Source organism: Enterococcus sp. AZ009 (genome assembly GCF_050548785.1).
GTDB lineage: Bacteria > Bacillota > Bacilli > Lactobacillales > Enterococcaceae > Enterococcus_D > Enterococcus_D entomosocium.
Window position 1 is genome coordinate 2,227,223 of sequence record NZ_CP172960.1, and the last position, 25,899, is coordinate 2,253,121.

Below are 25,899 nucleotides of genomic sequence, written 5' to 3' on the forward strand. Positions count from 1 at the left end.
CTTTGCCTAGAAATCTTTATCGAGTTTCTGATATTTCTTTAATTGCTCGACTAATTTCTGCTGAGGTTTTGGAAAAACATAGTTTTCAAAGGATTCTTTGGCAGCCCATTCGCTGTCTTGTAATGGGATTTCTCCCCGTTTTCTACCGTAAAATAAAAGGACATGCCATTTCAAATGGCTAAAAATATGAGTGATCTCGCCGAAATGTCGTTTTTGCCAAACGACAGGAAGACCAGGAAAAATCTCGAGTGTATCCTCTTCGGCAATCAAATCCAACTGCAGCTGTTCCTCTTTTACCCATGTTCGCTGCAAAGCATCATATTGTTCTTTCGTTACTTCAACCAACGGAAAATGCCACATAGAGGCCAATAAGCCTGTTTCAGGTCGCTGCACGAGTAGAAACGAACCTTGATCTTCGATGGCGCCAGCGATGTAATAGACATCTTTCGGCTTTGCTTTTTTCGATTTCACTGGAAAATCTGTTTGTCGATTCTCCGCATATGCAAGACAGTACTGACCGATGGGACACTCTTCACATTTCGGTGTAGTGGGTGTACAGATTCGTGAGCCAAGATCCATCAAGGCTTGATTAAACTCACCAGGTTCATCGGGGGAAATGATTGTTCTCATCGCCTCGTCAAATGGTCTTCGGCTGCTGGCTTTCGCAATATCTGCTTCGATACAAAATAACCGACTGACGACCCGCATCACATTTCCATCGATTGCCGGTTCTGGCAAGCCAAAAGCAATACTGCCAATGGCTCCAGCTGTGTAGGGACCAATTCCTTTTAATGAGCGAATCTCTTCAATTGATTGGGGCATTTCTCCGTCGAATTCGGCAACGATTTGCTGTGCAGCAGCCTTAAGGTTACGGGCACGAGAGTAATAACCTAAACCTTCCCAAACCTTTAAAAGCTTTTGTTCTTCGGCTGCCGCCAAGTCTTGGATCGTCGGGAATTGTTCCATAAAACGATAGAAATAGCCAATCACTGTTTCCACTCGTGTTTGTTGAAGCATGATCTCTGAGATCCAGATTGCATACGGATCGTTGGTCGCCCGCCAAGGCAGATTGCGTTTTTCTTTATGATACCAAGTTAAAAATGTTTCTTGGAACGTCTTGATTTTTTCTTCATCCCAAGTTTCCCATTGCTTACTCATCCATTACTTCCTCATCTAAGAATCGTTGTATATCATCGATGGCAAACCCTTTTTGATAAAGGCCTTGCTTGATTTTCATTTTTCGTTTCATCAATGGTAACCGCTGATGCCGCCGCATAAGTCGGGCCCCTTCTCTTTGGAGCGCTTCATTTTCTTGGTCCTCATCTTTTTCCATCGGTAATTCATCCAAAATCATCTGAATGACTCCTTGATGAAAACCTTTTTGCATCAAATGCATTTTTATCTTTTGGATCATTTCTTTATGGCTTTTGTTGTGAAAACGACGCATCGCTTTTTCAGCCGTATGATACCCGACTTCAAACTGCATTTCCTCGGTATACAAAGGCAATACTTCCTGAATCACAGGATCTTTCAAGCCTTTTTTTCTCAATTGCTGACTGATGACCACGGGTCCTTTATCGCTCATGCGGACTTGGGTGCGAATGTAGCTCTCTCCGTAGTTTTTGTCATCGATCAGATTCAGCTCTTTCAGCCGTTCAACGACTAAGTCTCGGTCTTGTTTTTCGATTTCTTTGTCTTTCAAATAGGTACGGACTTCCATTTCAGAACGCAGCTGATAGCTGATATAGTTCATGGCTTGCTGCAAGCCTAAATCAAACCCCGCACTTTTTTTGATTTCTTTTAATTCTTCTTCACTCAGTTCCTTGCCTTTTAATAGCCGAAAACGGACCAAAAGATCTTCTGAGACCCGCAGCGTTTCACCTTCTGATGTTGCCACTTCATAAAATGGTCCTTTCCCTTTGTTGATACGAATAATTGTATTCATCTTCTTCACCTCGCGAACGTACATTCTATTTTACCACAACTACGATAAAATTCCTTCTAATCAAGCTGAAAAAATGTGGTAAAATGAACTGACTATTTTATTTAAGGAGTTCACATGGCAAATACACAAGTCCAGCTTGGACAAAAACTACAACTAACGATCAAACGCTTGGGGATCAACGGAGAAGGCATCGGGTATTACAAAAAGCTGATCATCTTTGTTCCCCGTGTTCTGCCGGGGGAACAGGTCATTGCCGAAGTCACCAAAGCCTCTCCCCGCTTTGCTGAAGCCAAGATGACCAAAATCATCAAGCCAAGCAGCGATCGCATCCAACCACCGTGCAAGTTTTATGACCGGTGCGGCGGCTGCCAATTGCAGCACTTAGTCTACGACAAGCAATTAGACTTCAAAAAAGACCTATTGAAACAAGCACTTGAAAAATTTAAGCCAAAAGGCTACCAACAGTTTGAACTAAGGGATACTTTAGGCATGGATGTTCCTTGGCATTACCGCAACAAAGCGCAATTTCAATTGCGTTACAACAGTCAGACCAAACGTATCGAAGCGGGTTTATACGAAATGGAGTCCCATCGCTTAGTCGCCATTGATGATTGCCTCGTACAAGAACAAGATACACAAAAAGTGATCAACGGCATCGTCCAGTTATTGAACAAATACCAGATCCCGATTTACGATGAACGAAAAAATAGCGGGATTTTACGAACATTGATGGTTCGCATCGGGATCGCCACTGGCGAAGTCCAAGTTGTTTTCATTACCAATTCTGTCAAACTGCCGCAAAAAAATGCTCTGATACGCGAGATCAATCAGCGCTTGCCGCAAGTCGTTTCCATCATGCAAAATGTGCAAAACAAAAAAACGTCCGTCGTCATGGGAGAGGAAACGATTCATCTTTGGGGCAAAGAAGCAATCGAAGAACGGTTGAATGAACTGACCTTCGATTTGTCCGCCCGCGCATTCTTCCAGCTGAATCCGCAGCAAACCAGCGTCTTGTATCAAGAAGGGTTAAAAGCCCTTGACTTAAGCAAAAATGAAACAGTTGTTGATGCTTACTGTGGAGTGGGGACGATTGGGTTGAGTGTGGCACCTTATGCCAAAGAAGTCCGCGGCATGGACATTATTCCTCAAGCGATCGAAAATGCCCAAGAAAATGCCCACCGTATTGGTGCCCAAAATACCCATTATGAAACGGGAACTGCTGAGGAGCTCTTACCAAAATGGTTCAATGAAGGCTTCAAACCTGATAGCATCATTGTTGATCCGCCAAGGACAGGCTTGGATGAACGATTATTGCAAGCTTTGCTGAAACAACCACCGAAGAAGATGGTCTATATATCTTGTAATGTTTCTACTTTAGCAAGAGACTTAGTCCAATTAGCCAAAGTGTTTCACGTAGAATATCTGCAATCAGTAGATATGTTTCCACAAACCGCACGCTGCGAAGTGGTGGTAAAATTGACCCGCAAATAAACATTCGCCTGACAAATCATTTTGTGATCTGTCAGGCTATTTTATTGCACCTATCGTTTCAGCGTATTTTCAATGGAAAAATGAATCGGTCTGTATGATGAGAATCTTTGTATCATTATAAGCATCATCAAATCCCCAATCATTAAAGCCGAAGAATCGTTCGATCCCTTGAAAAGTAATGGGTCAAAATGTTTTTTATTATATAATATTTAACACTGCAAGAAAGCAATTCTAAGTACAAAAAAAATCGAGAAACATAGAAAAAAAGCCAGAACTGATTCTTTCAGTTCCAGCTTTTTTTTCAGAAATGTGCAACTGCAAGCTGCTTTTTATTTTGTAATCAAAGCATCTAAACTAGCCACTGCCAGACTCATCTTCGCGATTTTATCCAACAAGGCAAAACGGTTGCGGCGAATCTGTTCATCTTCCACCATGACCATTGTTTGATCAAAATAAGCTTCAATCAATGGGCGCAGTGCCACTAAGCTTTGGTAGTTTTCTTCCATCGTTTGATGTGGGAACTTGTTCTCTACTGTTAAGACCGCTTCATACAAGGCAGTTTCAGAGTCGTTTTCAAACAAGGCAGGATCAATTGCTGCTTGTTCCAATTCGGCTTTTTTCGCTAAATTGATTACTCGGGTCAAGGCTTCCATCGATGGTTTGAAGTCGGTGTCTTGCAGATGTTCTCTTAACATCTGAGCCGTTTCAAATAGCGTACTGATATCTGCTTGGCGTGCGCCTAAAACAGCTTCAATGACATCATGACGCGTATTTTTGCTGAGTAAGAATTGACGCAGACGGCTTTTCACAAAATCGGTCACTTGTTCTTGACCTGCGGCAAGTTGAATACCAAAAATTTCCGGTTGGGCATTAATAGCTTCACGAATCTCTTCTTGTAACTGAGCAAATGGGAAATACCAGCGTTTTTCAGCTAGGATGCGGATAATTCCGTACGTTTGCCGGCGGAGTGCGTAAGGATCGTTTGAACCACTTGGAACCATATCGACAGCGAAGAACGCAAGCAAGCTGTCCAATTTATCCGCAATGGCTAAAACAGCCCCGATTTTCGATTGCGGCAGTTCACCTTCTGCTGAGATCGGCATGTAGTGTTCACGAATCGCTTGGGCAACTGTTGGTTTTTCTCCTTGGATCAAGGCATACTTTTCCCCCATGATTCCTTGCAATTCAGGGAATTCTCCCACCATATTTGTCACTAAATCAAATTTATAGATTTGAGCTGCCCGTTGGAGATCAGTCAGTTCTTCTTGTGTTAAACCAACAGTATTCCCGATGATTTGTGCAGCTAATCCAACACGCTGCATTTTTTCATACAAACTGCCAATTTTTTCGTGGAAGGTGACTTGCTTAAGCTTTTCCACGCAATGGTCGATGGTCAATTTTTTGTCCTCATTATAGAAAAACTCAGCATCTTCTAGACGGGCGGTCAGTACTTTTTGGTTTCCTTTGATGACATTATCAATTTTCACGGCATCCCCGTTGCGGGCAGAGATGAAATGCGGCAGCAATTCTCCATCAAGGGTGCGGACATCGAAGTAGCGTTGATGTTCTTTCATAGAAGTAACTAACACTTCTTCAGGTACAGAAAGATATTTTTCTTCAAAGTCCCCTACAAAAGCTGTTGGGTATTCAACCAGATTTGTCACTTCTTCGAGTAGGTCTTCATCTAAATCGATCCGCCAGTTGTTTTCTTGAGCGATCGCATTGATTTGTGAGGTGATCATTTGTTGACGTTCGCTTGGATCAGCAATGACAAACTGATGCTTCATTTTCTCCAAATAGTCGTCCGCATGATCAAACGTGACTGCCTCACCTAAGAAACGATGACCTTTTGACTCGCGTCCGGTAACAATATCAAGGATTTGGAAAGGAATGACTTGCTCACCAAAGAGTGCGACGATCCAATGAATTGGTCGGATATATTCAAAATCGTAGTCTGCCCAGTGCATCGTTACTGGGAAAGTCAAACTCGTGATTACTTCCTGCAATCCTTTCAATACCTCAACGGTTGGTTGACCTTGGGTATGTTTCGTTACATAGACATACTCAACACCTTTTAATTCACGGAAGGTGATGTCATCGGTTGTCAATCCTTGCCCCCGAACAAATCCTTGAGCTGCTTTCGACCAATTGCCTGCTTCGTCTAAGGCGATTTTTTTCGCTGGCCCTTTGACGTCTTCTTGTGTATCGGCTTGTTTTTCAGGAAGACCGGTGACATAGACTGCCAAACGACGAGGTGTCGAATAAGCTTCAATCGCTGTATAAGGTAATGCATGAGCATCTAAGAAAGCTGCCGTTTTTTCTTGTAATTGTTTCATACTTGGGGTTACGACATGCGCAGGTAATTCCTCTAAGCCGATTTCTAATAATAGGTTTTGTGCCATCTTATTTTCCCTCCTCAATCAGTTTTTGCGCCACTTCTGGATCAAGCAATGGATAACCGAGGTTTTCCCGTTCTGCTACAAATAGTTTTGCTACTTGACGGGCCATATTACGGATACGTGCGAGGTACCCAGCACGTTCAGTGACGGAGACTGCGCCACGAGCATCCAACAGGTTGAAGGTATGGCTGCATTTTAAGATATAGTCGTAAGCTGGATGAACTAAGCGTTCATCGATACAGCGTTTTGCTTCTTTTTCAAAACGATCGAAGTTCCCTAAAAGCAAGTCTTGGTCACTGACTTCAAAGGAGTATTTTGAATGTTCATACTCAGGTTGGCGGAAAATCTCACCATATTTGACACCTGCAGACCATTCAAGATCGTAGACACTTTCAACTTCTTGAATATAAGATGCTAGACGTTCTAAGCCGTAAGTGATCTCTGATGTCACTGGCTTACACGCTAAGCCACCAACTTGTTGGAAGTAAGTAAACTGGGTGATCTCCATCCCATCTAACCAAACTTCCCAACCAAGACCTGCACAACCCATTGAGGGGTTTTCCCAGTTATCTTCGACGAAACGAATATCATGTTCTAATGGATCGATCCCTAAAAGACGCAAGCTTTCTAAATAAAGCTCTTGGATATTTTCAGGAGAGGGCTTCATCACGACTTGGAACTGGTGGTGCTGATACAAACGATTTGGGTTTTCCCCGTAGCGGCCATCAGCTGGACGGCGAGAAGGTTCTACGTAAGCGGCGTTCCATGGTTCTGGACCGATTGCACGTAAAAATGTGTATGGGCTCATGGTTCCAGCCCCTTTTTCTGTATCATAGGCCTGCATCAGCATACAGCCGTTTTCAGACCAGAATTTTTGCAAAGTCAAAATCATCTCTTGCACAGTTAGTTTACTCATCTTTTTCTTCCTTTCTTATAACGCATTGACGACAGGATAAAACTCGACAACTGATCCGGGGATCAATTTTACTTCGACCACGGCATCTGCTTCTAAAATATCAGATAAGTCGTAAAGCATTTGGTCTGGACTCGTTGTAAATTCATGTAAAAGCTGTTCATCCTTTAAAAGGCGAACCTGCAGTGGAATACTTGCTAATACTTTGAGCTTTTTTTCGGTAAACGCACTTGCTGGAATCGTCATATCAAATAACATAAAAAAACCTCCTTTGTTTTTGGCTATTCTTGGTGTGAAACATAAAAAAGTCCCTATATCTATACAAAGTGTATAGATATAGGGACGATACATTCGCGGTTCCACCCTACTTCCGACAAGTCGGCAGCTTCATTGATCATGCTCACGGACGCCTGCGAAATAAGGTTCCAACTTGGCTTTCACTCTCCCAAGTTCGCTTCATGGAATGGTCTTCTTTCTTTCTTCCGGTCATAGCACGGATTCGATTACCCTTATGATAGTAGTTGAAGCTAGGGTTTGTCAATGATTAATTTGAACTTTTATCCTTCTGGACCTAAATCCGCCTGATCATGAAAGACGATCTCATCAGCGATTTTCCCATCACTTTCAAAAACAATGATCTCATTCATTCCAGTTTTTAAAAACGGCGCCGGGACGTACAAGCGCTGCTGCGGTCCTTTTTCCCAGAAACGGCCGATCATATGACCATTGACTTGGACAAACCCTTTGCCCCAGCCCGGCAATTCGATAAAGGTATCTGCACATTCATCAAAAGCACATTCAAAGCGTGAGAAACTTGGTTGGCCTTTTTGCCATTTTCCTTGGAAATCAATGGCATGCAAATTATCCATCGGTAAGGGATAGATTTCCCAGTTGCTTTGGAAGGCGCCATTGATGATCACACCGTCTTTGATGCCTTTGTGCTGATGGTTCATTTTTACGGAATAATTGACCCGCCCCATATTCTCCACCAAGATCCCCAGCTCGTTTTCTGATTCTGATAAATCGAAACTGTAGGTTTGACCGATTTCTTGATCGTAATCGATGCGCAAAAGTTCCTGGTTGATAAACGTATGGGCACGATCCATCGTATTGATCAGACGGTAGTCGGCAATCTTCCGAGCAGGCCCAATCAGTGAGCGATAATAGATATAACCTGTCGCTTGATTGCAGGCTTCCATCGATAACGGGTAATTACTTATAATCGGTTGACTGATCGTGTCGATCGTCGAAAACAAGGAGACTCGTTCTTTCACTGAGAATGTTCCATAAGCTTTTCGCTCAATTTCCATACTCAATGGAAACTCAGGAATTTCCGCATAGTCAGCGATCACCCTTTTGAAGGCTTGGTATTTGGCAGTAGGTTCTCCCCATTCTGTCAACAAGGCATCGTAATCATAGCTAGTGACATCCGGCGCTAAGCGTTCATAATAGTTTGACCCGTTCATAAAGCCAAAGTTGGTCCCGCCATGAAACATATAGATATTGACAGAACCTTCTGCCAAGCAATCCTGAAGTTCCTTTACTGCATCAGCCGTTGATGTTGTATGATGATGGTCATCACCCCAAGCATCAAACCAGCCGATCCAAAATTCCATGACCATCAGTGGCCGTTTTTCTCCGTGAAATCTTCGAAGTTTTTCAAAGTTTTCCTTGATGTTGGAGCCGCAGTTGATCGTAGGCAATGCCAAGTCTTTGATAGTGCCGTTTTCTAACATATCGTGCCAAGGTCCGTCAGAGGTCACTAACGGCGTTTCTACACCCTGTTGCCGCATCGCAGCCACCATTTTCCGCAAATACTCTTTATCATTGGCGTAGCTGCCGTATTCATTTTCTACTTGCATCATTAAAATCGGACCGCCTTGGGTGATCTGCAGATCCCGCACTTGTGGAAACAAATGGGCGAAATAACGAGTGATTTTTTCCATAAATGGTGGATAATCAAACCGAAGCTTCATCATGGGATCTTGCAAAAGCCAATAAGGCAGTCCCCCAAATTCCCATTCTGCACAAATATAAGGTGCTGGTCGCAAAATGACATAAAGCCCTACTTCTTGTGCCGTTTGGATAAATCGCCGCAAATCAAGGATCCCCTCAAATTGATAGACGCCTTCCTGTGCTTCATGGAGATTCCACGGAACATAGGTTTCCACAGTATTACAACCCATCAAGCGTAGTTTCTCTAATCGATCTTGCCAATATTCAGGAACGACCCGAAAATAATGGATCGCTCCAGAGATCACTTTGAACGGCTTTTTGTCTAGATAAAAGTCATCTTCGATAGCAAAAGTTCGCATCAGTTACGCTCCTCTTTGACGATATAGGTGGTGTATTGTGTCAGCATCATTTCTGAAGAAAGAACCTCACCCGTCAGAAGATCCGTCTTTCCAACAAACATTGCTGGCAACGGTTGTGCTTCTTCGTGGAAATTGATGATGACGAAAAATTTCGCCTCTTCATTTTCACGACAGGCAATTTCTAGTTTTGTTGCCTCCTCGATCACTGGGGTAATATCGGTCTCTTTGACAATCGTTTTGAAAAGCTGATCTTGCAGCTGATCTTCCAACTGTCCACCAAAGTAATAGACGGTGCCATCGCCAAATATATTTTTGGTCACTGCCGGCATTCCTGCATAGAAATTGCTCGTGTAATGCGCTAGCGCTTCGGCGTTTTCTAAATGGATCAAATCGCTGACTAAATTACTTGTTCCTGTAAGTTCTTCATTGACTAAGGAAACGCCGTTTGATTGTTCTGGGGCTAATGCATCGATTTCTTCCACCCAGATGCCAGCTAACTCCCGCAATGGCCCAGGATAGCCCCCTAAGTGAACGTTGTCAGATTGATCAACGATACCGCTCATATACGTGGTAAGTAAAGAACCACCTTGTTTGACGAAATCAGTGAGCCGCTCTTGCATTCCTTCTTTGATCATGTAGAGAACAGGTGCTGCGACTAATTTGTATTTTGACAAGTCAGCATCCACGGGAACCAAGTCGACGGCAATATTTTGTTCATGAAAATAACGATAGTAGCGATGGATCTGTTCTACATACTTCAGATCAACGGTCGGACCACTCGTATATTCTAATGCCCAATAATTGTCCCAATCGAAAATCACGGCAACCTGTGATTGAGTTTGCGTCCCAATAATGTCTGAAAGCTGCGCTAATTCAGCACCAAGAGCTGCCGTTTCTCGGAAAACTCGCGTGTCTTCATGACCGACATGTTCGATAACAGCTCCATGGAATTTCTCACAAGCACCGATGGAACGTCGCAATTGGAAATATTGGATCGTGTCCGCCCCATGAGCGATCGTTTGGTAGCTTTGCGCCCGCATTTGTCCCGGTTTTTTTAATGAGTTATAGGGTTGCCAGTTTTGTTGAGAGGGTGTTTGTTCCATCAGCATAAAGGGCTGTTGTTTCAAGCCGCGCATTAGATCATGTGTCATGGCTACTAAACTCCATGGCGTATTATACGCTGGATAATTATCCCACGAAATAAGGTCCATTTCCTTCGCCCACTTGAAATAATCCAGTCCTTTAAAGGTTCCCATCAAATTCGTTGTAATCGGTGTCGTGGGATCGATTTTCCGAATAGCGTCCCGCTCCATCATATAGTTTTTTAAAAGGCTATCCGAGTTGAAGCGTCGGTAGTCAATAGAAATTCCTGCAAATGCCGTCTTGTCATAGCCGATTCCTTCTGACAGCGCATTTGGCAGAACGATTTCATCCCATTCATATACAGTATGACCCCAAAATTCCATATTCCAGGCTTTATTCAGTGCTTCGATCGTTTGATATTTATCCTTTAGCCAAACACGAAACGCTTTTTCACAGTTGTCGCAATAACATTCGCCGCCGTATTCATTATTGATGTGCCAACAAGTCACTTGTGGATTTTCGCCGTAACGTTCGGCTAATTTCGTTGCCAGACGTTCTGCGTATTTTTGATAAACCAAACTATTGGGACAGGCATTATGCCGTTGCCCAAACTTATGATGGCGTCCATCATAATCGGTGCGAGCGACTTCCGGATATTTCTTGAACATCCAAGCTGGCAGCGCCGCCGTCGATGTCGCTAAGACGATATCGAACCCTTCCTTGCTTAATCTTTCAATGATTTGATCCAATTCCTCAAAATCATAACAATTTTCAGAGGGTTGGATCTTTGCCCATGAAAAAACATTGACGGTCGCGCTATTGATACTTGCTTTTTTAAAGATCCGAATGTCTTCTTCCCAAATCTCTTTCGGCCACTGATTTGGATTATAATCGCCGCCGAATAGAATTCGATCAAAAAATTTTGTCATATAAGTGAACGCTCCTTTAAAATAAAATGATTTCTACTCTCTTATTGTAAGGCTTTTCATTTTGTTGTAGTATAATACATGAAACACTATTTTATAACTTTTCGAAACATGGAGGTTGAACATGCCTATTTATTTTTATCAAACAAACCAGCAGTTGCCTTTGTCGCTTGAAAGTATCGGAAACGATTGGCCACAAGATGACGTTGTTCGTCTCGATGGCTACCCTTACTTTCATTGGCTGCAGACAGAACAAGGAGAAGGTCGCGTCACCTTTGGTCAAGAATCCTTTATTTTACGTCCCAGTGAAGGCATCTTGATTTTCCCTTTCACTCCTCATCGCTACTATCCCTTATCAGATTGGAAAACCTCCTTCGCTACCTTTCAAGGACCTTTGGCAGCTGAGATATTAAAACAATTTACAAGTCAACCTTATCTTTTAGTTGAAGAGTCTAAAACTTTTTCCTATATGACTTGGATCAAACAACGCATTAAAGAAGACCCAAAAATCAGCTGGGATCCGTTACGGGCTTCTAGTGAGTGTTATCGTTTTTTGCTGGCGATCATGCAAGAGCGCTCTGGGAATCCAACCGAAAAACACCCCTTGTTTCAACAATATCTGGTCCCTGTTATACAAGAAATCGAAACCAATTATGATCAGGCGATCACGATCAAAAACTTGGCTGGTTTAGTCTATGTTTCGCCTCAATATCTCTCTCGGTTGTTCCAGCGTTTTTTAGGACAATCCACCGCCCAATACTTATTAAACTATCGCATGACCCGTGCCAAAGAGCTTTTGGTGGCACAGCCGGATCTGCCCATTCAGCAAGCCGCTTTTGCTGTAGGGTTTCAGGATGCGAGTCACTTTACCGCATTATTCAAAAAAAGAGTCGGCTTAACTCCATTGAAGTTTCGCCAACTCTATCATTGATTTTTCGGTTTTAAGACGTCTTGCCATTGCCCCATCTGATCGATAAACTTCTTACTTTTTAAATGAATGCCCACATATTCATCATACAATAGATCGATCACTTGTCGAATCGCTGCTTTCGTTTCTGGCTTTAATTTGATCGAAGCAATCTGCTCGTAGGATATTTGCGAAAATAAGCGAATAAAATGGATCGCACGAGAATCCGCATGATAGCGACGTTCGTCCATCCCCCAGTGTTGTTCGCATAAAATACCGCTATACTTTGAGGAATAGTCAAACCGACCGTCGGTTTTTCCGCAGATGGCACAATGGGTCCAATTCGGAGTGATCCCGAAACGGTGCAAAATCTGGATCTCAAAGATATTGGTGATGATCTCTGCGTCGTTCCCTTGATCCATTAAGTGCAATGCCTCATGTAAAAATTGGTATAGATGTGGGTCATAGACCCGATCATCGATAGCAGAATCAGCCAAATTCAACAAGTAGGTCGCATAACCAGCAATAAAAATATCACTTTGGATCGTACGAAAAGGATGGATGTCTTTGGCATTGTTTAAAAAGGACAAGCCTTCCGTTTTGATGGTTCCCATGTAGGTGGCTTCAGTATAGGAGAGCAACGCTGGTGCCAAGGGGTTATTTTTCCGATGAGCACCCTTGACATAAAACATTTGCTTCCCGGCAGATTCCGTAAAGATTTTGACTAGCTTGTCTTTTTCTTTATGGTCCTTTGAAAAAAGCAAAATTCCTTTTGTTTCAACAAGATTCATCGTCGCACCTCATTTCTTGAAAAAAACTGATCCAGTTCGCTAACTGCATCAGTTTTTCCTCTTTAAAGCAGACCGTGATGGATCTGCCTTTCCTTAATACTCATCTTTACGATAGCCGTAATCCGTTAAGAAGGTTTGCTTGTCGCGCCAATCTTTTTGAACTTTCACCCATAATTCCAAGAAGACTTTGTCATCTAGTAAGTGTTCAATATCTAGACGGGCTTTCGTCCCGATCTGCTTCAGCATTTTACCGCCTTTACCGATGATAATGCCTTTTTGGCTGTCACGTTCGACAATGATCGTCGCTTGAATATGCACCTTATCATTATGATCTCGTTTCATGGAGTCAACGACGACCGCTACCGAGTGAGGCACTTCATCTCTGGTCAGCAGCAAGACTTTTTCCCGTACCAGCTCGGAAACGATAAAGTATTCCGGATGGTCAGTGATTTGATCTTCTGGGAAATACTGAGGACCTTCAGGCATTTCATCGACCAATAGTTTCATTAGCGTTTCGAAATTATTGCCTTCCGTTGCAGAAATCGGTACGATCTCGGCAAAGTCCATTTGTGAGGAGTAATCTTCAATGATTGCCAATAAAGCATCCGGATGGACTTTATCAATTTTATTGATCACTAGGAAAACCGGCGTCTGGCTTTGACGCAACCGTTCGATGATAAAATCATCACCCTTGCCGCGCTTTTGATCGGCACTGATCATAAATAGTGTCACGTCAACTTCACGAAGTGCGCTATAGGCGGTTTCCACCATAAAATCGCCCAGACGGTGTTTGGGTTTATGGATCCCTGGTGTATCGATAAAGATGAGCTGTGCGTCATCTGTCGTATAGACCCCTTGGATTTTATTACGAGTCGTTTGCGCCTTGTCACTCATGATCGCGATTTTTTGTCCTACAACTCGATTTAGTAGTGTGGATTTCCCAACATTTGGCCGTCCGACGATCGCAACGAAGCCTGATTTGTGTGTTGTCATTGTTGTTCCCCTTTATCTTGTGGTTTTAGTGCGTATCAGAAGAGCTGCAGTAATTTTGGCAAGAAGATGATCGCTGCGACCACTAATGCAAAAACTGCGGTCATCAGCACAGCACCAGCTGCCATATCTTTGATTTTTTTCCCGATTGGATGGAAATGAAAGTCCGTAAACATGTCAACGACATTCTCAAAGACTGTATTGATGATCTCCACGATCCAGACCAAGAAAACGGCTAACAGCAGCCAAAGCCATTCCATTTGATTCAAACGGAAAATAAAGCCTGCAACGATCGCAACGATGCCTAACCCAACATGTTTACGCATATTACGTTCCTCTTTAAAGACGGTTTTTATACCGGTGAAAGCAAATTCGATTGACGAGATAAACTGTTTATTTTTCCCAATATTCTTATCTTTTGAGTCCATAGGCATCCAGTATTTCCTTTTGCAATCCAAACATTTCCTTTTCATCTTCTGGTGTCATATGATCATAGCCGTTGATATGCAAGAAACCATGCAGCGCCAAGAAACCAAGTTCCCGATCATAGGTATGCCCATATTCAGCAGCTTGTTCCTTTGCCCGTTCAATGGAGATCATAATGTCTCCTAGATCACGAGGCATCTCTTCAAGGGCTTCGTCAAAAATAATCGGCATCTCCTCCGCCGTTTCTTCTTCGAAGGCAAAACTGATGACATCTGTCGGCATATCTTTGCCGCGATACTCCCGATTGATTTCTTGGATGGCTGCATTGTCCATAAACGTGACGGACATTTCCGTATCCGCTGGAAGGTCTAAATGTCCTGCAGCAAATTGCAGAAGTCCTTCGATCTCTTTGATCTTCGTTTCCCCCACTGAATTTGTCTCATCTAAAAAGGTAATCTCCATTAGCGCTCTCTTCTTTCTTGTTCTTCTTTCATTTTCTCTGCTTCCGATTTCATTTTTGGGTATTTGATCCGTGAATGGAAGGTACTGCATAGTCCGTTGACCAGTGATTTTTCAATCATCCGGATTTCTTTCAACGTTAGTCCCGTTTCATCTAATTGACCGTCTAAGATCCGATCATTGATGAGATTCGCAACAAATTCTTGAATTTTTTGATTGGTCGGATTTTCCATCGCTCGAACAGCTGCTTCACAACTGTCAGCGATACTCACGACACCCGCTTCTCGTGTCTGCGGTTTTGGTCCAGGATAACGGAAATCTTCTTCCGTCACCTCGGGATTACGCTCTTGAGCTTTTACATAGAAATAACGCATCAGAGTTGTGCCATGGTGTTGACGGCAAATATCGATCACCATCCGCGGCATTTTGGCTTCTTCGAGAATTTCCGCTCCGTCGATCACGTGTCCGAAGATGATTTGTTTGCTGTCTTCCGGCAGCAAAAAATTATGCGGGTTTTCGGCACCAGCAGGTAAATTTTCTACGAAGAAATTGGCATGTTTGACTTTGCCAATATCATGGTAATAACAAGCCACGCGGGTCAGTAAGCTTTGCCCACCGATCTCGGCGACAGCATTGGCGCTAAGATTAGCAACCATCATACTGTGATGATAGGTCCCTGGTGCTTCTTCCAGCAACTGCTTCAATAACGGGTGGTTCGGGTTACTCAATTCATTCAACACGATCATACTTTCATCCGTTACCAATAATTCGATATATGGATGCAGCCCCATCGTCAGCAAATAGCTAAGAAGCGAGCCGGCCAATCCGCAGACGAGCGTTGTCCATGTGTTGCCGCGGGCCAAATCCATTCCTTGGAAAATGACCAGCATGATGCTTAAGAGTAATGGGAAAACGATCACCCACATGACTGCGATTTTCCCTTGACTGGCAATACGTGCTCGTTTGATCATCGTCCCCATTAAACCAGAGAAAAGGTAGGTCACTAAAACAGTCGTCAACAAGTTGGTCCCACTGGAATCAAAGTAAATGAAGAGTGCACTGACCACTTGGAAAATCGCGGCTAATATCCCTAAACGTCTGCTGGAGAAAATGCTTAGAATCAGCGGTGTAAAGGCTGCTGGGAAAAAGAGCGGAATAAAGGTCACTAATTCTGATTGGAACAGTTGGAAAAATTTCATGATCAAGATACTGAATGCCATCGCCAAAATATAAAAAGTGACGGCGTTCATTCGCTTTTCAACATCTTTTGTCTGTCTTGTATAATAAAACAGCATAAGCATTTGTAAGCAGGTCGCTAAAACTAAGGCGATTAATGGAAAAACTGAGAAGGTCTGATTGGTCATTCCTAAAAGCTGCAGCTTTTCCAATGCGTTGGCATCGATCTGTGATCCTTCACGAACAATGATCTCCCCTTGATAGATCATTACCGGTGGAACAGCATCCATGGCGGTTTGTCTCGCTTCTTCCGTCCGCTTTTCATTGGGAATATCATTGACGACGATTCCTTGATTGACAATGAAGCGTAAAACGGACGCCATATCCGAAGTAACATCTAGAAATTGGATCTTGTCTTCCGCCTCTGAGCGGAAAGTACTGAGTTCTGTTTGACGGATCTGTTTGGCCATTTGCTCGTCTACTAGCTGCAACGCATAGGTTCGTACCGTATTCAATTCATCGGTACTTAATGAAAACAATGTCGACAAAAAATTATTCGTCAATGACTGATAGAAATCGAGTTCATCATCACTCATTTTTTCAAACTCTTTTTTTAAGGCTGCAATGTATTCATCCGTACTCGGTTTAGGGATATTTTCATCCTCATCCGCCTCAGCAACTTCTTTTGCATGTGTCTCATCCGTTGATTTTTTGACTGAATCAACTAAGTCAAAAAGGTGGTCGATGCGATCGTGCTGTGTCTGCGCTAGAGTATCCTGATAGGTGTACTCTGGCGGAACCGCTTCTGCTGCCAATTTGCGTTTTTGTTCCGTTGCAGTAGTGTTTTCGATCGTTTTATTGGCACGAATGTTTTCTTCCGCCACCTGGCCTTCACTATAATCGACATTATTCTGTTTGACACTGGTGTACATGATACCAATCGAAAAAAGAAAGAAGAGAAACATCAAAACTGGTAAATAAAACTTCCCGAGTCTTTCTCTAAGTTTCCGTAGTGGTTGAATGATCATAGTTCTCCTCCTGAAAGACGATCAGCGCTTGTCTTTAAGATCTGCTTCTTCATAAGCTCGAATGATATCGGCCACAACTGGGTGCCGCACCACATCTCCTGCTTCAAAATTAGCAAAAGCAATTTTAGGGATCTCCTGCAACGTTCGCTCCGCATGGATCAAACCGCTTAAAGTCCCTTTTGGCAAGTCGATCTGACTCGTATCGCCATTGACGATCATTTTGGAGTTGAATCCTAAACGCGTCAGAAACATTTTCATTTGAGCGATCGTCGTATTTTGCGCTTCATCTAAAATGACAAAGGCATCTTCTAGCGTACGTCCACGCATATATGCCAATGGTGCGATCTCAATGACGCCTCGTTCCATCAGACGGTTCGTATGATCCATCCCAAAAATTTGATACAACGCATCATAAACGGGGCGTAAGTAAGGATCGACTTTTTCTTTCAAATCGCCTGGCAGAAAGCCAAGGTTCTCTCCTGCTTCAACCGCGGGCCGTGTCAAAATAATCTTTTGCACTTGACCTTTCTTTAAAGCAGCGATCGCCATTACGACGGCCAGAAAGGTTTTTCCGGTTCCGGCTGGTCCGACCCCAAAGACCACATCATGTTTACGGACAGCTTCGATATATTTCTTTTGACCGGCATTTTTTGCCCGAATCGGTTTCCCATTACGGTCCTTGATGATTTCTTCTTCATACATATCTTTGAAATAATCAAGACTGCCTTTGTTTACCATGTTCAAAGCTGTGATCACATCAGGAGTACTGATATTGATGCCTCGTTTGATCAACTCTTGCAACGCTCGGATCACGGATTGTGCTTTTTCTGTAGCTTCCGCTTCGCCGACGATTTGGATCAGCTCCCCACGAGTGTGAATGACCGTCCCCGTCGAGTCTTCAATGATTTTAATGTTCTTATCGTGAGCACCTAAGAGTAAACGAACGTCATCGTTCTCACTAAGTGTTATCTCGATCGTCATAGTTTTGTCTGTCAAATATGTTACAGCTCCTTTTTTGGCGTTCTTATTAATAATAACATAAGATGCAAAAAAGAAAAATTACTTATAAAGTCCAAGGGTAGTTTCCTTTTTGTCCTTATGCTTTTTTTAAGTTTTTGAAATCAGAAAAAAAGCCGCGAGCATGTCATCCATACTCGCGGCGTGAGCTTACATTTGATCCAATAATTCTTTAACGATCGCATTGACTTGATTGCCGTCTGCTTTGCCTTTGACTTGCGGCATTACAGCACCCATCACTTTTCCAAATTCTTTGGAAGAAGAAGCACCAGTCTTTTCAATCGCTCCAGCAACGATTTGGCGGATTTCCGCTTCATCAAGTTGTGCTGGCAAATATTTTTCAACAACTGCAATTTCAACTTTGACTTTCTCAGCTAGATCATTTCGGTCAGCTTTCTCAAACTCATGTAAAGAGTCCCGACGTTGCTTCATCTCACGAGATAAAACGGTCAACTCTTCTTCTTCATTCAAGTCAGAACCTTTTTTGATCTGCTCATTTTGAATTGATGCTTTCAACATGCGGATCACCTGCAAGGTTTCCTTGTCTTTGGCTTTCATCGCTGTCTTCATGTCATCATTCAGTGTACTTAGTAGTGTCACACTACCAGCTCCAATTCTCAAAACAGTAGAAAATTAGAATTTTTTGCGTTTTCTAGCTGCTTCAGATTTTTTCTTACGCTTTACGCTAGGTTTTTCGTAAAATTCACGTTTACGAGATTCCTGTAAAGTACCCGCTTTTGACACGGAACGTTTGAAGCGACGAAGAGCATCGTCAAGTGATTCGTTTTTGCGAACGACTGTTTTTGACATGTAAATTCCCTCCCTCCGAGCTTAAAAAGTAACCGTAGTTGTTATTGAAATAAAATCCCAAAAAACACGACTGTCCTTTAAAAATTATAGCTAACCCCTGAAAAAGTGTCAAGGCATTCTGTTAAAAAAGTCTTCGATACTGTCAAGTTTGTTTGGGTTTTCATTGACATTCTTCACAACGACCCAAAATCTCGAAGCGATGACCCTCGATCAAACAACCGGGAAGCTGTTCTTGAAAGAAGTCCATTGGGCAAATATGCAGTTCTTTTGTTTTGCCACAAACCGTGCAAATAAAGTGATGGTGATGATGGTCTTCTAATTCTGCACAACAGTTATAGCGAAACTTCATCTCACCGTTCAGTTCTGTTTCTTCTAAAATACCGATCTCAGAAAAATCGTGCAAATTCCGGTAGATCGTATCATAACTCAAGCCAGGGTACTTTTCCGACATGTATTCGTGAATTTCTTTTGCCGGTAAATAGCGATTGCGTTTCACTAAATAGGTAATGATCGCTTCTCTTTTTTTCGTATTTTTAAAGCCATTTTCTTTCAACGTTGTCATGGCATGCTCTATGAGCGTTTGATTTTTCATCGTAGACCCTCCTGATAAATCAAAATCATTCCGATTCTATCAATCTTAAGTATGGTATAATGAAATCAATAAAAAAGCAAGAGAGGATTTTTCTTATGAAGCCAAATGAACCAGAACAACTAGACTTGCAAGAAAAATTGCAAACCAGTGCTGCAGTGACGATGTTCGTTTTGTCGGACTCTGCCGGTGAAACAGCATCGAAGCTTGCCCAAGCGACAATGGCACAGTACCCCAGCGTCGAATTTAACCTTTTTAGACGCACGTTTATCCACACGAAAGAGCACTTGATCAAAGCATTATCAGATGCTAAGAAACACAATGCCATTATTCTTCACACTTTGATCAAAGAAGAACTCGTGGATTTGACGAATCATTTTTGTGAAGAAGCGGATCTCTATCATTTCGACGTATTAACACCGCCTGTCAGTGAAGTGGCACGCCGCACTGGAGTAGCACCTTCGCGAGAGCCAGGGGCTTTGCACCACCTGAACGAAAATTATTTCAAACGCATCAAAGCCATGGAATTTGCGGTCATGTACGATGACGGAAAAGACCCTCGTGGCTTCTTGGAAGCAGATGTCGTGTTACTAGGGGTTTCTCGAACCTCAAAAACACCGTTGAGTCTATTTTTAGCGAACAAAAACTTAAAAGTCGCTAATTTGCCTTTGGTTCCACAAGCCCACATCCCGAAACAGCTCTGGGAAATCGATCCGAAAAAAATCGTCGGGTTAACAAATGATCCGAATGTGTTAAACAGTATCCGCAAAGAACGGATGCGTTCTTATGGCCTGAACCCTGACTCTGCATATTCCGATATTGAAAAAATCAAAGCAGAGCTGACGTTTGCTAATGATCTTTATGAGAAATTAGGTTGTGTCGTGATCAATGTCGCTTCCCTTTCCATCGAAGAAACCGCCTCAATGATTTTAAATGCATTAAACTTAGAAGACCATAGCTATTACACTTCAGAGACAAAAGACTGACAACGATAAAGCAATAAAAAAAGATGAACAGACTGCCGTCTGCTCATCTTTTTTAGGATATCTATCATTTCAAAGTGTTTTAAAAAACTTGCAGCCCTTCACGATCGATTTGTAATTGTTCGATATACGCATTGCTCTCCAAGGCATGTAGAAGTTTTGAGATTCGTTCTGCCCGTTCCTCTGGGACGATCGCTAAGACCGTTGGTCCAGCGCCGCTTAAGAAACAGCCATAGCCGCCTTCTTCTTCGCAAATCTGGCGAATGGTCGACAAGTGTGGCACAAGCTTTTCCCGATAGGCTTCATGAAAGCGATCCTGCTGCATCAATTTCCCTGCAAGAGGCAGATTGCCATTGATGACCGCTGCGATCATCACGTTGGCGATCGCACTGGCCTCAACTGCTTGCTCGTGAGAAAGTGTTTGCGGCAAGACTTGACGACTTTCTTCAGTCAAAAGTTCTTCATGAGGAATATAGGCAATGATCTCGCACTCTGGAAAATGATGCTTTACTAAATACGTATGCTTGTGCTGATGGTCATAAGCAGCAACTGCAAAATCTCCATAGATCGCTGGTCCAACATTGTCAGGATGCCCTTCAATGGCAGTTGCGATCTCAAGCTTTTGTGCTGCACTCAGATTCATGTGTGCCATTCGGTTGGCTAGTTCAATACCAGCGACGATCACCGAGGAACTACTGCCTAAGCCTCGTGCCAAAGGAATATCCGAACTCATACGGATCTTCAGGGGTTTCATGTCTGGTGCTAATTTTAGTGCCACACGCAAAAGTAAGTTAGTTTCATCGTTTGGGATCTCTGAGCCTAGCTCATGGATGATCTCCCATGTATCGTTTTCTTTTAAAACTTCGATGAACAAATACTTTGACAGGGCAATCCCGCAGGAATCAAAACCAGGCCCTAAATTCGCACTGGTTGCAGGAACGCGGATCTTCATAACTTGGCAACTCCTTCACGAAGATGCTGGCGCATTTCTTCTAAATCACTCATCTTATTGATGGTTACTTCTGTCGCTTTGATAGCTGTATCAGGATCCTTCAGACCATTTCCAGTAAAGACGGCAACGACAGTCTCACCTGGTTTGATTTTCCCTGCTTTCACGTGCTGGATGACACCAGCCAGCGATGCAGCTGAGCCTGGTTCAATAAACACACCATCTTGCGCAGCAATTTTACGGTAAGCATTCAAAATTTCCTCATCGGTTACTGCATCGATGTGTCCATTTGATTCATCACGAGCGGCTTCTGCCAACTGCCAGCTGGCTGGATTGCCGATCCGAATCGCTGTAGCGATCGTTTCTGGCTGTTCGATGACTTCCCCACGGACGATCGCAGCAGCACCTTCAGCTTCAAACCCATGCATTCTTGGCAACGTGGTGCCTTTTTTCTCATGCCATTCTTTGAATCCTTTCCAATAAGCCGAGATATTCCCAGCATTACCAACTGGAATTGCAAGAACATCAGGCGCCTGTCCTAGCTGTTCGCATACTTCAAAGGCAGCTGTTTTTTGTCCTTCTAAACGATAAGGATTGACAGAGTTCACTAATGCCACAGCTTCTGTTTTCGCAATATCCCGGACTGCTTTTAACGCTTCATCAAAGTTTCCTGGAATCGAAATGATGTCCGCTCCATAAACGATCGCTTGCGCCAGTTTCCCCATAGCGATCTTGCCTTCTGGAATGACGACATAAGCTTTGATTCCTGCTCTGGTCGCATAAGCGGCTGCGGCTGCACTAGTATTTCCTGTCGAGGCACAAACGATCGCTTTCGCGCCTTCTTCCACCGCTTTTGCCACCGCCATCACCATGCCGCGGTCTTTAAATGAGCCTGTCGGATTCAGGCCTTCGTATTTTCCATACAATTGGATCCCTAATTCATTTGAAAGACTTGGTAATGGAATCAGAGGTGTATTTCCTTCAGCCAGCGACAATGCTGGGGTATTTTCATTAACTGGGAGATATTCCTTGTATTGATGCAATAATCCTTGATACATGTTTATTCCTCCATCACTTTCATTATTTGCACGTTTTGCGTATTCGCGTATGCCTTGAGTGCTACTGTTAGGTCCTTTTCACTGATTGGCTTCGTGATTCCAGCTATTCGTTGGCTTGCTTCATCAAATGCTGTGTGCTTTGATTCAAACCATTCTGGGAAAGAAGCTGCATTAAGGTCTTTACTTGAAAAGGAAACATAGTGTTGCACAGGAACTTCTTGTACCGAAGCCAATGCTGTTTCTTTTTCAAAGGTTAAAAAAGGTTCAACGATCCCGAATGTTTTGTTTTTAGCCAATACCGTCAAATCGGCAACCACACTAGTGGCTGTCGGACGCGATCCAGCCCCTGGTCCATAAACCATCGACTGATCAATTCCGTCGCTTTTGATAAAAATACCATTGAACTCATTTTGGATCGTCGCCAAGGCGTGGTTTTTTGGCACTAACACCGGCCCAACCGATACAGTAAGGGAACCGTCATCAGTCTTTTGAGCTGCGCCAATCAATTTCACTTCATAGCCAAAAGCTTGTGCCTGCTTAATATCTTCTACAGCTAATCCGCGAATACCTTTTGTTGCAACATCAGCAACGTCGATTGTTTTCCCAAAAGCAAATTTGGTCAGGATCACCATTTTATAAGCCGCATCGATACCGTCAACATCATTGGAAGGATCTGATTCGGCAAAACCTTTTACTTGAGCTTGTGACAACGCATCTTCATAGGTCATGCCATCTTCCGTCATTTTCGTCAGCATATAATTGGTCGTCCCATTGACGATGCCAAAAATCCCTGTGATCGTATCAGGTAGATAGTGGGTGCTCAATGTGCGCAAAATCGGAATTCCTCCCCCCACACTGGCTTCATAATAAAGAGAAACACCGGCTTTTTCAGCAATTGCCAGCAGTTCAGGTCCATGGGTGGCAATCAGATCTTTATTTGCCGTCACAACATGCTTTTTATTTTCTAAAGCAGCTGAAATAAACGCTTTTGCCGGATCGATCTTCCCGATCAATTCCACAATTACGTCGATGGTCTCATCTTCAAACAACTCATTTGCCTCATTCGTCAAAGCAAACCCATACTTAGCTGCTAACGCAGACTTATCCTCATAAGGCGAAGCTAATGCTTTCGTGATTTGTACACTGACTCCTGTGCGTGCTAGAATGGCTTCTTTTTGCTCTGCCAGCACTTGGCATACCCCGCTGCCGACAACACCCATTCCTAATAATCCAATGTTCAATTGCTTACCCATAATGCCCCCTAACTGAAAACGTTATTAAAAACCGTTCATCTAATTTTAATATTTCCACTAGCATACCAAAAACAATAAGAAAAAACTAGGACTTTTGAGAAATTCTCGCCCTAGTTTTAACGGTGATGGATATGTTCGAATGTTTTTTGCAAAATATCCACAACATGTTTGTCATCAAGACTATAAAGGATGGTTTTTCCTTGTCTTTCCGACTTTACGATCCGATTATCTTTCAATAGTTTCAACTGATGAGAGACTGCTGATTGTTCCATATGTACTTGTTCCGCGATTGAAGTGACATTGCGTTCACCCTCTTGAAGGGACAACAAAATTTTTAATCTGGTCGGATCACTAAGCATCTTAAAAATCTGCGTTACTTGCTGAATTTCCTCTAATTTAGGCGGAGTCATCGCGCCACATCCTCTCTTATTTCCTTTTGCATTTTAGCCCTTGATAGACGGCTTGTCAATCAGCGGCCGCCAAACAAGGAGAAGTAATTAAATAAAAGACAAGAATAGATCCAAGTGTCAGAAAATTCCCTTTAGAAGCTTAGGTCCCTCAACAACTGTTCGTTGAGGGAAACAAATGCTTCTTTTTCTACCACTCGGATCATTCAGTCAAATTGCAATTTTTTGATTATGAAGGCAGCAGATGACTTTATTCACCTGTGATTTCTTCAATCGCTGCTTGCAGATCAGCAATTTTTTGTTCTGCTGCTTCTGCCGTTTCGCCTTTTACACCAATATAAAACTTGATTTTCGGTTCGGTCCCAGAAGGACGAACCGCAATCCAGCTTTCATCTTCCAAGGTGTATTTCAAAACATCAGAAGGCGGTGTGGTCATTTTTTGTTGGTGACCATCTAAGCCCACACGAGTCAAAAGTTTAAAGTCTTCTGTTTGTACGACAGGGGTTCCTGCGAAGACAGAAGGTGCTTTTTCACGGAAAGTCTTCATCAAGGCAGCAATCTTAGTTGCCCCTTCCATGCCGCTCATCGTTACAGAAATCGTTTTTTCTGCATAATAACCGTACTCTTCAAAAATATCTTGCAGACCGTCATACAATGTTTTGTTTGATTGTTTGTAAAAAGCAGCCACTTCTGCTAATAAAACGAGCGCTTGGATCGCGTCCTTGTCCCGTACGAATGGTTTTACTAAGTAGCCATAGCTTTCTTCAAAGCCAAACATAAAGGTTTGAGAATGGTCTTTTTCAAATTGTTGGATTTTTTCGGCAATAAATTTAAAGCCGGTCAATACATTGATCATATCCACATCGTAGGATTTAGCGATCGCTGTTGGCAATTCACTAGAAACGATCGATTTTAAGACTGCTGCATTTTCTGGCAATGTCCCAGCTGTTTTATGGGCTTCTAAAATGTAACGGATCATCAATGCGCCTAACTGATTACCTGTCAACACTTGGTAGTTGCCATCTGGCATTCTTACTGCAGCTCCTAAGCGATCGGCATCTGGATCTGTTGCGATCAACAGGTCAGCACCTTCTTTTTCTCCTAAAGCAATCGCATATTCAAAGGCAGAGTGCTCTTCTGGATTCGGTGATTTTACTGTACTGAAATTTGGATCAGCAACCGCTTGAGAAGGTTCAATAATGAATTGTTGGAAACCAGCTTGTTTCAACGCTTTCTCCCCAAGCATCCGCCCTGTTCCGTGAAGTGGTGTATAGACAAGTTTCAAATCTTTGCCCACCGTATCGATCAATTCTTGATCGATCGTGACTTCTTTGATCTCTTTCAGATAGGCAGTATCGATTTCTTCGCCAATAATAGAGATCAAGCCGCTGTTTTTGGCTTCTTCTTCACTTAATACAGGGATCTCTAACGGATTTTCAATTTCCCGAACGAATTTTGTCAATGCATCCGCATCTGCTGGTGGCATTTGTCCACCATCTTCCCCATATACTTTGTAGCCATTGTATTCGGCTGGATTGTGAGAAGCTGTGATCATGATTCCAGTAAAGGTTTTTAAGTAACGCACAGCAAAAGATAATTCTGGCGTCGGACGTAAGCTTTCAAAGACGAAGGCTGGAATATCGTGTTTTGCCAATGTTTTTGCCGCTTCCATCGCGAACTCAGGTGAAAAATGACGGGAATCATAGGCGATCGCTACGCCACGACGTCTTGTTTCAGGATCTTGTGTATCCATAAAGCGAGCCAATCCTTCGGTTGCTTGACGAATCGTATAAATGTTCATCCGATTGATACCAGGTCCTAAAATTCCTCGCATACCGGCAGTCCCAAATTCCAAAGGCATATAAAAAGCGTCTTCTAACATCGCAGGATCTGCTTCTAATGCGGTCAATTGTTCTTTTAATTGTGGATCTAAGTGTTCACTGTTTTTCCATTGATTAAATGTTTGTTCCCATGCCATAAAATA

Annotated in this window: 24 protein-coding genes; 3 read left to right on the plus strand and 21 right to left on the minus strand. The window is 42.9% G+C overall.

Annotation, left to right across the window (positions count from 1 at the left end):
* Positions 1-6: 6 nt before the first annotated feature.
* Together mutY and recX are read right to left on the minus strand one after the other, a co-directional pair.
* Positions 7-1,158, minus strand: a complete 1,152-nt coding sequence (mutY, locus tag IGJ74_RS10740; RefSeq protein ID WP_218192968.1) for an A/G-specific adenine glycosylase — start codon at positions 1,156-1,158, stop codon at positions 7-9.
* The gene (gene recX, locus IGJ74_RS10745; RefSeq protein ID WP_008378247.1) at positions 1,151-1,945 is read right to left on the minus strand and encodes a recombination regulator RecX; all 795 of its coding nucleotides are present in this window, start codon (positions 1,943-1,945) and stop codon (positions 1,151-1,153) included. The genes mutY and recX overlap by 8 nt, the downstream gene beginning before the upstream one ends.
* A gap of 114 nt (positions 1,946-2,059) precedes the next feature.
* Here recX and rlmD point away from each other — a divergent pair, with 114 nt between their 5' ends.
* Positions 2,060-3,436, plus strand: coding sequence for a 23S rRNA (uracil(1939)-C(5))-methyltransferase RlmD (rlmD, locus tag IGJ74_RS10750; protein ID WP_008378249.1), 1,377 nt, complete (start codon positions 2,060-2,062; stop codon positions 3,434-3,436).
* Between the two features lie 329 nt (positions 3,437-3,765).
* On the opposite strand, the gene glyS is transcribed toward rlmD, so the two are convergent.
* From glyS to IGJ74_RS10775, 5 genes are all read right to left on the minus strand, one after another.
* Positions 3,766-5,838 (minus strand): glycine--tRNA ligase subunit beta, encoded by a 2,073-nt coding sequence (gene glyS / locus IGJ74_RS10755; RefSeq protein WP_005235502.1) that lies wholly within the window; start codon positions 5,836-5,838, stop codon positions 3,766-3,768.
* A gap of 1 nt (position 5,839) precedes the next feature.
* On the minus strand, positions 5,840-6,751 hold the full coding sequence (glyQ, locus tag IGJ74_RS10760; RefSeq protein WP_005225852.1) for a glycine--tRNA ligase subunit alpha: 912 nt from the start codon (positions 6,749-6,751) through the stop codon (positions 5,840-5,842).
* A 15-nt stretch (positions 6,752-6,766) separates the two neighbouring features.
* Positions 6,767-7,006 carry a hypothetical protein gene (locus IGJ74_RS10765; RefSeq protein ID WP_008378255.1) on the minus strand — a complete coding sequence of 80 codons (240 nt, stop codon included), beginning with the start codon at positions 7,004-7,006 and terminating at the stop codon, positions 6,767-6,769.
* Positions 7,007-7,305: 299 nt separating this feature from the next.
* Positions 7,306-9,063: a glycoside hydrolase family 35 protein gene (locus IGJ74_RS10770; protein WP_218192967.1), complete on the minus strand. Its 1,758-nt coding sequence runs from the start codon at positions 9,061-9,063 to the stop codon at positions 7,306-7,308.
* Complete coding sequence (locus tag IGJ74_RS10775; RefSeq protein ID WP_218192966.1) at positions 9,063-11,075, minus strand: beta-galactosidase; 2,013 nt, start codon at positions 11,073-11,075, stop codon at positions 9,063-9,065. The genes IGJ74_RS10770 and IGJ74_RS10775 overlap by 1 nt, the downstream gene beginning before the upstream one ends.
* A 121-nt stretch (positions 11,076-11,196) precedes the next feature.
* Here IGJ74_RS10775 and IGJ74_RS10780 point away from each other — a divergent pair, with 121 nt between their 5' ends.
* Complete coding sequence (locus IGJ74_RS10780) at positions 11,197-12,003, plus strand: AraC family transcriptional regulator (protein WP_005235493.1); 807 nt, start codon at positions 11,197-11,199, stop codon at positions 12,001-12,003.
* Here the strand turns inward: IGJ74_RS10780 and recO are convergent.
* From recO to IGJ74_RS10825, 9 genes are all read right to left on the minus strand, one after another.
* A complete protein-coding gene (gene recO, locus IGJ74_RS10785; RefSeq protein WP_005235491.1) occupies positions 11,997-12,770 on the minus strand; it encodes a DNA repair protein RecO in 774 nt (257 codons plus the stop codon). The genes IGJ74_RS10780 and recO overlap by 7 nt on opposite strands.
* Positions 12,771-12,863: 93 nt before the next feature.
* Complete coding sequence (gene era / locus IGJ74_RS10790; protein WP_008378264.1) at positions 12,864-13,763, minus strand: GTPase Era; 900 nt, start codon at positions 13,761-13,763, stop codon at positions 12,864-12,866.
* A 35-nt stretch (positions 13,764-13,798) separates the two neighbouring features.
* Positions 13,799-14,188: a diacylglycerol kinase family protein gene (locus IGJ74_RS10795; RefSeq protein ID WP_005235490.1), complete on the minus strand. Its 390-nt coding sequence runs from the start codon at positions 14,186-14,188 to the stop codon at positions 13,799-13,801.
* Positions 14,172-14,648 (minus strand): rRNA maturation RNase YbeY, encoded by a 477-nt coding sequence (ybeY, locus tag IGJ74_RS10800; RefSeq protein ID WP_005235488.1) that lies wholly within the window; start codon positions 14,646-14,648, stop codon positions 14,172-14,174. Before ybeY ends, IGJ74_RS10795 begins: the two co-directional genes overlap by 17 nt.
* Complete coding sequence (locus tag IGJ74_RS10805; protein WP_016612212.1) at positions 14,648-16,849, minus strand: HD family phosphohydrolase; 2,202 nt, start codon at positions 16,847-16,849, stop codon at positions 14,648-14,650. Before IGJ74_RS10805 ends, ybeY begins: the two co-directional genes overlap by 1 nt.
* Positions 16,850-16,870: 21 nt before the next feature.
* Entirely contained in the window at positions 16,871-17,830 is a 960-nt protein-coding gene (locus IGJ74_RS10810) for a PhoH family protein (RefSeq protein ID WP_016612213.1), read from the minus strand.
* A 186-nt stretch (positions 17,831-18,016) separates the two neighbouring features.
* Positions 18,017-18,466, minus strand: coding sequence for a GatB/YqeY domain-containing protein (locus tag IGJ74_RS10815; RefSeq protein ID WP_005235483.1), 450 nt, complete (start codon positions 18,464-18,466; stop codon positions 18,017-18,019).
* Between the two features lie 33 nt (positions 18,467-18,499).
* Positions 18,500-18,676, minus strand: a complete 177-nt coding sequence (gene rpsU, locus IGJ74_RS10820; RefSeq protein ID WP_002356740.1) for a 30S ribosomal protein S21 — start codon at positions 18,674-18,676, stop codon at positions 18,500-18,502.
* Between the two features lie 160 nt (positions 18,677-18,836).
* Positions 18,837-19,268, minus strand: coding sequence for a Fur family transcriptional regulator (locus IGJ74_RS10825; RefSeq protein WP_008378408.1), 432 nt, complete (start codon positions 19,266-19,268; stop codon positions 18,837-18,839).
* 95 nt (positions 19,269-19,363) lie between these two features.
* Here IGJ74_RS10825 and IGJ74_RS10830 point away from each other — a divergent pair, with 95 nt between their 5' ends.
* The gene (locus IGJ74_RS10830) at positions 19,364-20,251 is read left to right on the plus strand and encodes a pyruvate, water dikinase regulatory protein (protein WP_008378409.1); all 888 of its coding nucleotides are present in this window, start codon (positions 19,364-19,366) and stop codon (positions 20,249-20,251) included.
* Positions 20,252-20,330: 79 nt separating this feature from the next.
* On the opposite strand, the gene thrB is transcribed toward IGJ74_RS10830, so the two are convergent.
* The 5 genes from thrB to IGJ74_RS10855 form a co-directional block, all read right to left on the minus strand.
* Complete coding sequence (gene thrB, locus IGJ74_RS10835) at positions 20,331-21,200, minus strand: homoserine kinase (protein WP_005235477.1); 870 nt, start codon at positions 21,198-21,200, stop codon at positions 20,331-20,333.
* Entirely contained in the window at positions 21,197-22,255 is a 1,059-nt protein-coding gene (gene thrC, locus IGJ74_RS10840) for a threonine synthase (protein ID WP_005235476.1), read from the minus strand. Before thrC ends, thrB begins: the two co-directional genes overlap by 4 nt.
* 2 nt (positions 22,256-22,257) lie before the next feature.
* On the minus strand, positions 22,258-23,508 hold the full coding sequence (locus IGJ74_RS10845; RefSeq protein WP_061054254.1) for a homoserine dehydrogenase: 1,251 nt from the start codon (positions 23,506-23,508) through the stop codon (positions 22,258-22,260).
* Between the two features lie 116 nt (positions 23,509-23,624).
* Positions 23,625-23,918 (minus strand): ArsR/SmtB family transcription factor, encoded by a 294-nt coding sequence (locus tag IGJ74_RS10850; RefSeq protein WP_005235473.1) that lies wholly within the window; start codon positions 23,916-23,918, stop codon positions 23,625-23,627.
* 247 nt (positions 23,919-24,165) lie between these two features.
* Positions 24,166-25,893 (minus strand): phospho-sugar mutase, encoded by a 1,728-nt coding sequence (locus IGJ74_RS10855; protein WP_016620427.1) that lies wholly within the window; start codon positions 25,891-25,893, stop codon positions 24,166-24,168.
* Positions 25,894-25,899 lie beyond the last annotated feature (6 nt).